General features: G+C 71.4%; 11 protein-coding genes. 7 read left to right on the top strand and 4 right to left on the bottom strand.

Features of this window, described 5'->3' with window-relative positions:
- Positions 1 to 55 precede the first annotated feature (55 nt).
- The 4 genes from efeO to ACU6WZ_RS21090 are packed head-to-tail and all read left to right on the top strand — an operon-like array spanning position 56 to position 4,337.
- Positions 56 to 1,204 (top strand): iron uptake system protein EfeO, encoded by a 1,149-nt coding sequence (efeO, locus tag ACU6WZ_RS21105; protein WP_447029675.1) that lies wholly within the window; start codon positions 56 to 58, stop codon positions 1,202 to 1,204.
- Positions 1,205 to 1,218: 14 nt separating this feature from the next.
- The gene (gene efeB / locus ACU6WZ_RS21100; RefSeq protein ID WP_447029674.1) at positions 1,219 to 2,478 is read left to right on the top strand and encodes an iron uptake transporter deferrochelatase/peroxidase subunit; all 1,260 of its coding nucleotides are present in this window, start codon (positions 1,219 to 1,221) and stop codon (positions 2,476 to 2,478) included.
- Positions 2,479 to 2,503: 25 nt separating this feature from the next.
- Positions 2,504 to 3,460: an iron uptake transporter permease EfeU gene (efeU, locus tag ACU6WZ_RS21095; protein ID WP_447029673.1), complete on the top strand. Its 957-nt coding sequence runs from the start codon at positions 2,504 to 2,506 to the stop codon at positions 3,458 to 3,460.
- Positions 3,348 to 4,337, top strand: a complete 990-nt coding sequence (locus ACU6WZ_RS21090; RefSeq protein WP_514132738.1) for an SCO2278 family lipoprotein — start codon at positions 3,348 to 3,350, stop codon at positions 4,335 to 4,337. The genes efeU and ACU6WZ_RS21090 overlap by 113 nt, the downstream gene beginning before the upstream one ends.
- 73 nt (positions 4,338 to 4,410) lie before the next feature.
- Here ACU6WZ_RS21090 and ACU6WZ_RS21085 read toward each other — a convergent pair whose 3' ends face one another.
- Positions 4,411 to 5,181 (bottom strand): bifunctional DNA primase/polymerase, encoded by a 771-nt coding sequence (locus tag ACU6WZ_RS21085; RefSeq protein WP_447029671.1) that lies wholly within the window; start codon positions 5,179 to 5,181, stop codon positions 4,411 to 4,413.
- A gap of 265 nt (positions 5,182 to 5,446) precedes the next feature.
- Entirely contained in the window at positions 5,447 to 6,121 is a 675-nt protein-coding gene (locus tag ACU6WZ_RS21080; protein WP_447029670.1) for a TetR/AcrR family transcriptional regulator, read from the bottom strand.
- A gap of 217 nt (positions 6,122 to 6,338) precedes the next feature.
- Here ACU6WZ_RS21080 and ddaH point away from each other — a divergent pair, with 217 nt between their 5' ends.
- Complete coding sequence (gene ddaH, locus ACU6WZ_RS21075) at positions 6,339 to 7,127, top strand: dimethylargininase (protein ID WP_447034171.1); 789 nt, start codon at positions 6,339 to 6,341, stop codon at positions 7,125 to 7,127.
- On the opposite strand, the gene ACU6WZ_RS21070 is transcribed toward ddaH, so the two are convergent.
- The gene (locus ACU6WZ_RS21070; protein WP_447029669.1) at positions 7,124 to 8,164 is read right to left on the bottom strand and encodes a small ribosomal subunit Rsm22 family protein; all 1,041 of its coding nucleotides are present in this window, start codon (positions 8,162 to 8,164) and stop codon (positions 7,124 to 7,126) included. The two genes, ddaH and ACU6WZ_RS21070, sit on opposite strands and share 4 nt — an antisense overlap.
- A gap of 36 nt (positions 8,165 to 8,200) precedes the next feature.
- Entirely contained in the window at positions 8,201 to 9,484 is a 1,284-nt protein-coding gene (locus ACU6WZ_RS21065; RefSeq protein ID WP_447029667.1) for a multidrug effflux MFS transporter, read from the bottom strand.
- Between the two features lie 79 nt (positions 9,485 to 9,563).
- On the opposite strand from ACU6WZ_RS21065, the gene ACU6WZ_RS21060 reads away from it, so the two are divergent.
- Together ACU6WZ_RS21060 and ACU6WZ_RS21055 are read left to right on the top strand one after the other, a co-directional pair.
- Entirely contained in the window at positions 9,564 to 10,562 is a 999-nt protein-coding gene (locus ACU6WZ_RS21060; RefSeq protein ID WP_447029665.1) for a Gfo/Idh/MocA family protein, read from the top strand.
- Between the two features lie 121 nt (positions 10,563 to 10,683).
- Positions 10,684 to 11,952: an ATP-binding protein gene (locus ACU6WZ_RS21055; RefSeq protein ID WP_447029664.1), complete on the top strand. Its 1,269-nt coding sequence runs from the start codon at positions 10,684 to 10,686 to the stop codon at positions 11,950 to 11,952.
- Positions 11,953 to 11,956: the final 4 nt, after the last annotated feature.

The raw sequence follows: 11,956 nt of genomic DNA, 5'->3' as shown, positions 1-11,956 counted from the left end.
TTCCTGCCTCTGCCCCCGCCGTGCCGTTCCCCTCCCTGATCCACGTGGAGTCCCCATGCGCCCCGTCCGTCTCTCCGTCGTCACCGCTGCCGCGACCGTGGTGGCTCTGACCGCCGTCACGGGCTGCGCCGAGAAGAGCGACGCCAAGGGCAGCGGCGAGGGAGCGATCACGGTTGTCGCCGAGGACGACGCCTGCGAGGTGTCGAAGAAGGAGTTCCCGGCCGGGACCGTCGAACTGGCCGTGGAGAACAAGGGCTCGAAGGTCACCGAGGTCTACCTCCTCTTCCCCGACGACCGCATCGTGACCGAGCGCGAGAACATCGGCCCCGGCACCAAGGCGAAGATCACCGCCGAGGTGAAGGCCGGTTCGTACGAGATCGCCTGCAAGCCCGGCATGAAGGGCGACGGCATCCGCCAGAAGGTCGAGGCGACCGGCGGCGGCAAGACCGCCAAGCGCAGCCCGGAGATGGACGCGGCCGTCGCCGCCTTCCGTACGTACGTGCAGGAGCAGGCCGACGAGACGCTGCCCAAGGCGAAGGTCTTCACCGACGCCGTGAACAAGGGTGACATCGAAGCGGCGAAGAAGGCGTACGCCGACTCCCGCATCGGCTGGGAGCGCACCGAGCCGGTCGCCGAGTCGTTCGGCGACATCGACCCGAAGGTCGACCTGCGCGAGGACGGCCTGGAGAAGGGCCAGGAGTGGACCGGCTGGCACCGTCTGGAGAAGGCGCTGTGGCAGGACAAGAAGCTCGGCGCCGAGGAGAAGGCCCTCGCCGGCACGCTGCTGACCGACCTCACCGACTGGCAGAAGCGGGTCGGCAAGGCCGAGATCACCCCGACGTCGATGGCCAACGGCGCCAAGGAACTCCTCGACGAGGTCGCGACCGGCAAGGTCACCGGTGAGGAAGAGCGCTACAGCCACACCGACCTCGTCGACTTCAAGGCCAACGTCGAGGGCGCGGAGAAGTCGTACGCCCTGCTCAAGCCGATCGCTTCGAAGAACGACCCGAAGCTGACGGCCGAGCTGGACAAGCAGTTCACGGCGCTGAACGACCTGCTCGACCAGTACCGCGAGGACAAGGATTCGTACGTGTTCACGTCGTACGACAAGGTTGGCAAGGCGGACCGCAAGGAGCTCAGCGACGGCGTCAACGCCCTTGCCGAGCCCCTGTCGAAGCTCGCCGCCGTCGTCGTCACGAAGTAGGAGAGGCGCCGATCATGACGATGCCCGGTGAAGACACGTCCGGTGCGCCGTCCCGCCGTTCGGTGATCGGCTGGGGCGGTGCCGGGCTCACGCTGGGCGCGGCCCTGGCCGGAGGTACCGTCGCCGCGCTCAGCGGCGGTACGGACGCCCGGCCCGCCGCGTCGAACGGTGCGGCCGTGCCGTTCCACGGCGCTCACCAGGCCGGGATCGCCACGGCCGTCCAGGACCGGCTGCACTTCGCCGCGTTCGATGTCACGACGGACGACCGGGAGGCTCTCGCCCAGCTCCTCAAGGACTGGACGGCGGCCGGCGCCCTCATGACGGTGGGACAGCCGGTCGGCGAGGGCGCGTACGGCGGCCTCCCCGAGGCGCCGCCCGACGACACCGGCGAGGCGCTCGGCCTCAAGCCGTCCCGGCTGACTCTCACCGTCGGCTTCGGCCCCTCGCTGTTCGCCAAGGGCCGCTTCGGGCTCGAAGGGGAGCGGCCCGAGGCCCTTGTGGACCTGCCGGTCTTCCCCGGCGACAACCTCGACAAGGCCCGCAGCGGCGGCGACCTGTGCGTCCAGGCGTGCGCGGACGATCCGCAGGTGGCGGTGCACGCCATCCGTAACCTGGCCCGCATCGGCTTCGGCAAGGTGGCGATCCGCTGGTCGCAGCTGGGCTTCGGCAAGACGTCGTCGACGACGCCCGACGCCCAGACCCCGCGCAACCTCTTCGGCTTCAAGGACGGCACCCGCAACATCGCGGGCACCGACGACGCCGGCCTCGACAAGCATGTGTGGGTACGGGAGAAGGAGGGCCCCGCGTGGCTGGCGGGCGGCTCCTACCTCGTCGCACGCCGCATCGCGATGCGCATCGAGACCTGGGACCGCACCTCGCTGGCCGAGCAGGAGGACATCTTCGGCCGCGACAAGGGCGAGGGCGCCGCTGTCGGCAAGGCGCGCGAGCACGACGAGCCGAACCTGAAGGCGATGCTGCCCACGTCGCACGTACGCCTCGCCCACCCGGACTCCAACGGCGGGGCGCGCATGCTGCGCCGCGGCTACTCCTTCACCGACGGCACGGACGGCCTCGGCCGCCTGGACGCCGGGCTGTTCTTCCTGGCCTACCAGCGTGACGTGCGCGAGGCGTTCATCCCCGTACAGCGGAGCCTGGCGCGCGGCGACGCGCTCAACGAGTACATCCAGCATGTGGGTTCGGCACTGTTCGCCGTCCCGCCGGGCGTCCGCGACAAGGACGACTGGTGGGGCCGGGCGCTGTTCTCGAAGCCTTAGCGGTAGCGGAAAGGGACGAACCCACGTGTTCAGCAATTTCCTGATCGGCCTGCGCGAGGGCCTGGAGGCCAGCCTGGTCGTGTGCATCCTCGTCGCCTATCTGGTGAAGACCGGCAACCGGAAGAAGCTGCCGCCCCTGTGGGCCGGTGTGGGCATCGCGGTCACCGTGAGTCTCGCGTTCGGCTTCGCCCTCGAATTCGGCACCCAGGAGCTGACGTTCAAGGCTCAGGAGGCGATCGGCGGCATCCTGTCGATCGTCGCCGTGGGCCTGGTGACGTGGATGGTGTTCTGGATGCGGCGCACCGCGCGGCACCTGAAGGACGAGCTGCACGGCAGGATCGACGCTGCCCTCGCGATCGGCACCGGCGCACTGGTCGCCACCGCGTTCCTCGCGGTGGGCCGGGAGGGCATCGAGACCTCGCTGTTCGTGTGGCGGGCGGTGCACGCGGCGGACGACGGCTGGCGGCCGATGGCGGGCGCGCTGCTCGGCATCGGGACGGCGGTGGTGCTGGGGTGGCTCTTCTACCGGGGCGCGCTGCGGATCAACCTGGCCAAGTTCTTCACCTGGACCGGCGGTCTGCTGGTCGTCGTGGCAGCAGGGGTGCTGGCGTACGGCGTACACGACCTGCAGGAGGCCGAATTCGTCGGCGGCCTGCGCGACAAGGCGTTCGACATCTCGTCGACGATCCCCCCGGACAGCTGGTACGGGACGCTCCTCAAGGGCACCGTAAACTTCCAGCCCGACCCGACCGTCCTCCAGGTCACGGTGTGGCTGCTGTATCTGATCCCCACGCTCGCGCTTTTCCTGGCGCCGGTAGGGTTCCGGAAGTCGGTGGGGACGAAGACACAGAAGGCAGCGCATGAGCAGGCTGAGGCGACTGGGCACGGGGCTCGCGACGGTGACGGCGCTCTCGGTGACGGCGAGCGGGTGCGTGACGGTGCACGGCGAGCTGGAGATCGTACGGTCGGCGACGAAGTCTGAGGCCGCGCAGGCCCTGGAGGACTTCACCACCGCGTACAACAAGGCCGACAAGGCGTACGACCCGGCCCTCGACGCGGGCCGGGTCACCGGCGCGCTGGGTGCGATCAACCAGGCCGGGCTGGAGGCGCGTCAGGTGCAGAATCCGGGCGGCAACCGGCAGCACGAGCCGCTGAAGCTGACCGACGCGAAGTTCTCGATCCCCAAGAAGCAGGGCTGGCCCCGGTGGTTCGTCGCGGACACCGACAGCAACCGCGACAAGGACGGCGGCCGGCTCGACACGCGCTGGCTGCTGGTGTTCGTGCGGGGCGGGGCCGAACAGCTGTGGGAGGTCTCGCACCTGTCGGTGCTCACCTCCGACCAGGTGCCCACGTTCAAGAAGGACGAGGACGGCTGGGCGCAGCCGGTGCGGCCTGACGCGGCGGACCTTCTGCTGGCGCCGAAGGACCTGAGCGCGCACTACGCGTCGTACATGCAGAGCGGCGAGCCCGCGAAGTTCGCACCGGGGCCGCACACCTCCGCCGTACGGCAGATCCGGCAGCAGACGGCGCGCCGGCCCGGGCGTTCGGTCCAGTACGTCGACCAGCGCCTCGACAGCGGGATGTTCGCGCCGCTCGGCCTGGTCACGGAGGACGGCGGGGCGACGGTGTTCTTCGCCACCCGCCAGTTCGAGCAGCAGACCGTGGCCGGCGAGGTCCGGCTGGACATCAACGCGGACGTGCGGGCGCTGATGACCGGCACGGCGAAGACCAGGCTCACCAAGGAGCGGGTCTCCAGCCAGGTCGCCCAGGTGCCGCCGAGTGAGGGCGGCGCCGGGGGGAAGCAGCTGGTGACGGTGCTCGCCAGCATTCAGGGGCTGATCGCCGCGAAGGGGCAGTGACGGGCGCGCAGGGGCGTGACCGCTGCGGAAGGCGCAGTGACCGCCGCGGACGGGCAGTGACCGCCGGCGGTGGTCAGCGGCCCAGGGGCCAGGCAACCGCGTGGTGGTCGTCCGGGTCGTCCTCGCCGACGTACCGGGCGCACGCGTCGGTCAGCGTCTCCAGCAGGGTCAGCGGGTCGGGCAGCGGGTGCTCGGGGCCGCGTACCCAGCTCACCTCGTGCTCACCGGGAAGCTGGGCCGGCGGTACGAGGACGTAGCTGCCCCGGCAGTGCCAGCGCAGACCCGGATGCTCGTCCATGGTCTCGGGGTGGCAGTCCAGCTGGCACGGCCACCACTCGTCCTCGTCCTCCGGGGTGCCGCGGGTCGCGGTGAAGAAGAGCAGCCGGGCGTCGCCGTTTCCGGCACCGAACTCCGCCACCGGGCCGACCTCGACCCCGGCTTCGAGCAGGCGCTCCAGCGCGCTGCGGCCCGCTTCGAGCGGCACGTCGAGTACGTCGTGGACCAGGCCGGTAGCGGTGATGAAGTTGGCCTGGGGCTGGCCCTCGGCCCACCGGGCGATCTGCTCGGGATCGGTCGTCGACTGGGTGTGCCAGGCGAAGGAGACCGGGTGCCTGGCTGGGGTCGGACAGCCCACACGTTCGCACGAACACCGGTATCCGACGGGGTACGCGGCGGGCGCCAGCGGCAGGCCCGCGGCTGCGGCGGCCAGGAGCAGCGCCTCACGGTCACCGGCCAGGTCGGCGTCGGTGGCGGGCCTCGGACGGCGGCGCAACCACTGGGGCAGTCTGCTTTCCAAAGTCGGCCTGCTCTCTGGGCCGCGAAAGCGGCCGGAATCGGCGCCCATTCAACCCCTCACCTCAGCGTTGTGTTCTCCATGCTGCCACCATCCTGCGCTTGTGGTGGGCGCAGTCCGCATCCGGGGTACGGGGGCGGATGCGGCAAGCGTGGCCCGATTGGCGCCTTTGTCCCCATACGCGGCACCATCTGGGCCCTGGACGAGGGGCGCGACCACCCCTCCGGGCTGGTGAGCGAACTCACGTCTGTGCGGGGACGCGGGGACGCGGGGACGCGGCGGTGCGATCCGGCGGCTGGGCGGCCGGGCCGCCGGATCAGCGTGGGGTCAGGCCGCCCAGCGCGCAGTCGACCACGGCGTCGGCGTAGTCGTGGCTGAGCGGGAGGGTGCGCAGCAGCCAGCGGTGCGCGAGCGGGGCGACGAGGAGTTCGAGGGCGATGCGCGGGTCGATGTCGCCGCGTACGTCACCGTTCTCCTGGGCGGCGCGCAGCCGCGTCACGTACAGCTGGAGCTGCGGTTCGAGGAGCTTCTCGACAAACTCGGCACCCAGGGCGGGATCGACGACACCGGCCGCGGCGAGGGCGCGGGAGGGTGCCTCGTACTTCGGGTCGACGAGTTCGTCGACGGTGGCGCGCAGGACCGTCTTGAGGTCGGCCGCGAGGTCGCCGGTGTCAGGGATCTCGTAGCCCTGCCGCTCCCCCTCGGGGGTGTCGTCGCCGGGCCCGGCGGCCTGCGCGGCCTGTGCGTCCTGCGCCGCCTGCTCGCCGAGGTCGATGAACGCCTCCAGCAGGACGGCGGCCTTGGACGGCCACCAGCGGTAGATGGTCTGCTTGCCCACACCGGCGCGGGCGGCGATGCCCTCGATGGTGGTCCTGGCGTAGCCCACCTCGCCGACGAGGGCGAGAGCGGCGTCGTAGATCGCGCGGCGGGAGCGCTCGCTGCGGCGGGTGGCGTCGGGGGGCGTGGGGGTGCTGGTCTGCGGCTCGGGCATGGGGTCAGCCTACCAGCGGGACGAGACGCCGCGTCTCGTCGGATGGACCGGAGCTGACCGGCCGCTGACCGGTTCGCAACCACCCGATCGGTGCACAGCGCGCGCGCCCTGTACGGCGGACCATGGCTGCACGCACACTCGGTGCCAGCCGATGGATGCCCGTGCCACTCGTGAGGAGCCCTCATTGCCTCGTGAAGCTTCGCCTCGCCGCTACCTGATGTGCCCCCCGGAGCACTTCAGGGTGACGTACTCCATCAACCCCTGGATGGACCCCGGAAAGCCGGTCGACCTGCCGCTGGCCGTCGCCCAGTGGGAAGACCTGCGCGACCGCTACCTTGGCCTCGGCCACACCGTCGAACTCCTAGCCCCCCGGCCGGGCCTGCCCGACATGGTGTACGCCGCCAACGGCGCCACCGTCGTCGACGGGCGGGTGCTCGGCGCCCGGTTCGCCTACGCGGAACGTACGCCCGAGGCCGAGGCGCACCTGGAGTGGTTCCGGGGCCACGGGTTCACCGACATCTGCGAGCCCGTGCACATCAACGAGGGCGAGGGCGACTTCGCCGTCACCTCGTCGTGGATCCTCGCCGGGCGGGGTTTCCGCTCCAGCCCGCTCTCGCACGACGAGGCGCAGGAGTTCTTCGGCCGTCCCGTCATCGGGCTGGATCTCGTCGATCCGCGCTACTACCACCTGGACACCGCGCTGGCCGTCCTCGACGACCGTACAGACGATGTCATGTACTACCCCGGCGCCTTCTCCCCCGGCAGCCGGGCCGTCCTTGCCCGGCTCTTCCCCGACGCGATCGTCGCCGAGGAGGCGGACGCGGCGGCGCTCGGGCTGAACGCGGTGAGCGACGGCCGGCATGTGCTGCTGCCGCAGGCGGCGCTCGGGCTGTTCGAGCCGTTGCGGGCGCGCGGGTTCGAGCCGGTGGGGATGGACCTCGGGGAGCTGCTCAAGGGCGGCGGCAGCGTCAAGTGCTGTACGCAGGAATTGCGGGCGGCTAGCTAGCGCGGGTCGGGCTCGGGGGAATCGGGCTGGGGTGGCCAGGTGTCGCCCCAGTCCGTGTCCCGGGCGGCCCGGTAGAGGTCGCCGTGGCGCTTCTTGGTGATCGTCTCCCGGGTGAGTTCCGGTGGGCGGGTGCACAGTTCCAGCAGGACCATGCCCTTGCGGATCTGTGGCCTGCGGATGACGCGGGCGGTGGCCGGGGTCGCCAGGGCTGCCGGGGTCGCGACGGCGGGGCGGACGGCTGCGACGTAGCTGAACTTCTCGTCCTCGTACGGCAGCGAGCCGCCCTTGACCTGGCGGTGCAGGGAGGATCGGCTGACCCGTGCCGAGAAGTGGCACCAGTCGGCGCCCGGCTCTATGGGGCAGGCGGCGCTGTGCGGGCAGGGGGCGGCGACGCTCAGACCGGCGTCGATCAGTTGCTGCCTGGCCTCGATGACGCGGAGGTAGCCGTCGGGGGTGCCGGGTTCGACGATCACCACGGCCTCGGCGGAGCGGGCCGTCTCCGTGACGAGGCTGGCGCGGTCTGCGGGGGTCAGCTCCTTGAGGACGTACGAGACGGTGGCGAGATCGGTGCTCTCGATGCGGAGCGAGGGTCCGATGCGGGAGCGGTGCCAGGTGGTGGCGGCCAGGGCGGGTGAGCCGGAGGCGTCGGCCAGTTCGCGGCCCAGGGCGAGTGCCGGCTCCGCCCAGTCGACGACCGTACTGGCCGGCTGCTCGTGCCAGGCCTCCGCCACGGCCCAGGTCGCCGCGCCCGTACCGCCGCCGATGTCCGTGTGCGTCGCGGGCGTCCAGTGCGGGGCGGCGTCGCGGAGTGCGGCCAGCGCGGAACGTACCGCCTCGAAGGTCGCCGGCATGCGATACGCGGCGTACGCGGCCACGTCGGAGCGGTCGCGGAGGACGGGGGTGTCGGTGGGGGTCGTTCCCCGGTAGTTGGCCATCAGCCGCTCGACGGCCTGCGTGGCCTGCTTGGGCGGCAGCCCGTCGAGAAGTCCGGCCAGGGCGCTGCGGAGGGCTTCTGCGGTGGGTCGGGTGGAGTTCACCCGGGAATTTTACGCGCGGCCTGGGGGCGGGATCCGTCAGTGGCGTTGCCAGGGGCGGCACAGGGTCACGAAGGCCGTGAGGGCTGCCAGGGCGCAGGTCAGCTGGACCACCGCCATCGGGACCGCCGTGTGCTCGCCCGCGACGCCGACCAGGGGTGAGGCGATCGCGCCGGTCAGGAACGTCGAGGTGCCGAGCAGCGCCGACGCCGAGCCCGCCGCGTGCGGGGTCCTGGTCAGGGCCAGAGTGTTGGTGTTGGGCAGGGCGAGGCCCATCGCGGACATGAGGACGAACAGGCCCGCCGCGATCGGCACCAGGCCGACCTCGCCGAAGACCCCGGCGGTCATCAGGAGCAGGGCGAGGGACGCGGTGGCGATGAGCGCGAGGCCAAGGGCCAGGACCCTGTCCATGCTGACCCGGCCCACCAGCAGCTTGCCGTTGATCTGGCCGACCGAGATCAGGCCGATCGAATTGATCGCGAAGAGGAGGCTGAACGTCTGGGGGGATGCGCCGTAGATCTCCTGGACCACGTACGGCGACGCCGAGATGTACGCGAAGAGGGCGGCGAACGCCAGGCCGCCGGTCAGGGTGTAGCCGGTGAAGACGCGGTCCGTGAGCAGGCCCCGCATGGTGTGCAGCGCCTGACGTACGCCGCCTTCGTGGCGCCGCTCCACCGGCAGTGTCTCGTGCAGCCACCTGGCCACGACGAGCGTCAGCAGCGTGCCGATCACCGTGAGGACGGCGAAGACCCCACGCCAGTCCGTGATGCGCAGGACCTGGCTGCCGATGACGGGGGCGATCACCGGGGCCACGCCGGAGATCAGCATCAGGGTGGAGAAGAAGCGGGCCATCTCCACGCCGTCGTACAGGTCGCGCACCATCGCGCGGGCGATCACGATGCCTGCCGCCCCGGCGAGCCCCTGGAGGAGGCGGAAGGCGATGAGGAGTTCGATGGTGGGCGCGAAGGCGCAGATCGCGGTGGCGACGACGTACACGATCATGCCGAGGAGGAGCGGCCTGCGGCGGCCGAACCGGTCGCTCATCGGGCCGACGACGAGCTGGCCGAGCGCCATGCCGGCCAGGCACGCGGTGAGCGTGAGCTGGACCGTCGCGGCGGGTGCGCGCAGCGAGTCGGTGACGTCGGGGAGCGCCGGGAGGTACATGTCCATGGAGAGCGGCGGCAGCGCCGTGAGGCCGCCGAGTATCAGTGTGACCAGGAGACTTGTGCGACGGACCGCTGCGGTGGCGGAACCGGTTGCTGCTGCGGTTTCGGCCCCCGCCCCGGGTATGTGCCCTTGCGTGGACTCGCCGGTCTCCGTCATTCGCGTCTCCATGTCGTTGAATCCGTCCCTATGCTCTCAGCTCGCGCCATGTGGTCGAGACCTTTTTCTGGGGGCTGGGATGGACAGGGAAACCGTTCGATGGGGTGTGCTGGCGACGGGCGGCATCGCGTCGGCGTTCACCGCAGAGGTGATGAAGATGGCGGACGCCGAGATCGTCGCGGTGGCATCCCGGTCGGCCGGGAACGCGACGGCGTTCGCCGAGCGGTTCGGGATACCCCGGGCGTACGGGAGCTGGAAGGAGCTCGCCGCGGACGAGGACGTCGATGTGGTGTACGTCGCGGGGCCGCACTCCGCGCACCGGGCCGCCGCCGGGTTGTGTCTGGAGGCGGGGAAGGCGGTGCTGTGCGAGAAGGCGTTCACGCTCAACTCGCGTGAGGCCGAGGAACTGGTCGCCGTCGCCCGGCGCCACGACCGCTTCCTGATGGAGGGGATGTGGATGTACTGCAACCCCGTCATCCGGCGGTTGGTGGAGCTGGTGAGGGGCGGCGAGATCGGTGAAGTGCGTACCGTGCAGGCCGACTTCGGACTCGGCGGACCCTTCGGGCCCGAGCACCGGCTGCGTGATCCGGCGTTGGGCGGCGGGGCGCTGCTGGACCTCGGGGTGTACCCGGTGTCGTTCGCGCATCTGCTGCTGGGCGAGCCCGATCGCGTACAGGCGGACGCACTGCTGTCGCCTGAGGGCGTCGACCTGAACACGGGCATGCTGCTCGGATGGGACTCGGGTGCGACGGCGCTGCTGAGCTGTTCGGTCACCGCCGCGACGCCCGTCACCGCGGCCGTCACGGGGACGAAGGGGCGGATCGAGCTGGGGCACGGATTCTTCCATCCCGAGCGGCTGGTGGTGCACAGGGAGGGGCGGGACACTGAGGACGCGGAGATCGTCACCGCGGGGGTCGGGAACCGGCACAGCCTCCAGTACGAGGCGGCCGAGGTCATGCGGTGTCTGCGCGCCGGTGAGAAGGAGTCGCCGCTCGTGCCGCTGGCCGGCAGCCTCGCCGTGATGCGGACGCTCGACGCGGTACGCGCGCGCATCGGCGTCCGCTACCCGGGCGAGTAGGCCGCCTCCCGGACGAGTGGGCCGGGTTCCGGGCGGGTGGGCGGCCTTCCGGCCTGCGCCGAGCGCGGTGGGAGGGGCGGGGGTGATGATGGGAGGAGGGGACGCGCGGACAGGAGGCGGGATGGCCGGCTGGCATGTCCGGGAGTTCGCTCCCGCCGATCTTGAGGCCGTCGTCCGGCTGGACACGGAGAGCGGTACGGGAGACCGGCCGGCCGCCTTCCGGCTGTCCGACGTCGTCGCGGCCCTTCAGGCACTGCACCCCGCAGTGGTCGCCGTGGCCGACGGGCATCTCGTCGGCGCGGCAGTGGGGAGGGTGGACGGCGACCGGGCGTGGGTGCTGCGGGTCGGCCTGGACCCGGCCTGGCGCAACCTCGGACTGGGCAGCGCGCTGCTGGCGGCCCTGGAGAAACGGCTGCGGTCGGCCGGAGCCAGGACCCTGGCGGCGGTGCTGCCGGAGGACGAAACCGGTGCGGTCGCGCTGCGCAACTCGGGCTTCCTTCCCCGGGAGGGGATGACGTACTTCGAGAAGACGCAGGCGGTGACGGCGCAGGACGAGGTTCTGCTGGCGTCTTTGGGCGGGGTGGTGCCGCCTGCCGGGCTGTGGGAGAAACTGGCGGGGATGGCGGTGGAGAAACGCATCGTCGAACGCCGCCTGGTCCTCCCGCTGGCGCACCCCGAAACGGCCGACCAGCACGGCGTCGAACCGCCCAGGGCGGTGGTGCTGTTCGGGCCTCCCGGCACGGGCAAGAGCACCTTCGCCAAGGCAGTGGCGGGACGGCTCGGGTGGCCGTTCGTCGAACTCTTCCCGTCCCGGCTCGCCCTGGAGGAGGGCCTGGCGCCGGGGCTCAGCCGCCGTTTCGACGAAGTCGCCCAGCTCGACCGGGTGCTGGTGTTCATCGACGAGGTCGAGGAGGTCGCCGCCGCCCGCGACGACGCCCACGCCGCATCCGTCGGCGTCGTCAACGAACTGCTCACGTCGATCGTGCGGTTCCGGGAGCGTGACAGCAGGCTGCTCGTCTGCGCCACCAACAACGTGGCCGCCCTCGACCCCGCGTTCCTGCGGCACGGCCGCTTCGACTACGTCCTGCCGGTGGGCCCGCCCGACGAGCACGCCCGCTGCGCCCTGTGGTCCAGCTATCTCGCCAGATCCGGGGCCGAAGCCGACGTCCCGGCGCTCGCCGAGGCCAGCGCCGGGTTCACGCCCGCGGACATCGCGCAGGCGTCCCGGGCGGTCGCCCAGAGCGTCTTCGAGCGCACCCTGGACACCGGCGACCGGGCCCACGCCACCACCGAGGACTACCTGCGCACGATCAGCCGGACCCGTCCCACGGTGACCGAGGAGATGGCAGCCGAGTTCGCCGACCACACGAGCCGGTTCGGGCGCACCTGAGTCC

The organism is Streptomyces hypolithicus (genome assembly GCF_052934925.1).
The sequence above is the reverse complement of the archived record's forward strand: the minus strand, read 5'-3'. Positions and strand labels throughout refer to the sequence as shown.

Bases quoted from the DNA above. Each gene is read 5' to 3' on its own strand.
- efeB (WP_447029674.1), top strand. From the start codon at position 1,219: ATGACGATGCCCGGTGAAGACACGTCCGGTGCGCCGTCCCGCCGTTCG.
- ACU6WZ_RS21080 (WP_447029670.1), bottom strand. From the start codon at position 6,121: ATGCCCGAGCCGCAGACCAGCACCCCCACGCCCCCCGACGCCACCCGC.
- ACU6WZ_RS21085 (WP_447029671.1), bottom strand. From the start codon at position 5,181: ATGGGCGCCGATTCCGGCCGCTTTCGCGGCCCAGAGAGCAGGCCGACT.
- ddaH (WP_447034171.1), top strand. From the start codon at position 6,339: ATGTGCCCCCCGGAGCACTTCAGGGTGACGTACTCCATCAACCCCTGG.
- ACU6WZ_RS21055 (WP_447029664.1), top strand. From the start codon at position 10,684: ATGGCCGGCTGGCATGTCCGGGAGTTCGCTCCCGCCGATCTTGAGGCC.
- ACU6WZ_RS21060 (WP_447029665.1), top strand. From the start codon at position 9,564: ATGGACAGGGAAACCGTTCGATGGGGTGTGCTGGCGACGGGCGGCATC.
- ACU6WZ_RS21065 (WP_447029667.1), bottom strand. From the start codon at position 9,484: ATGACGGAGACCGGCGAGTCCACGCAAGGGCACATACCCGGGGCGGGG.
- efeO (WP_447029675.1), top strand. From the start codon at position 56: ATGCGCCCCGTCCGTCTCTCCGTCGTCACCGCTGCCGCGACCGTGGTG.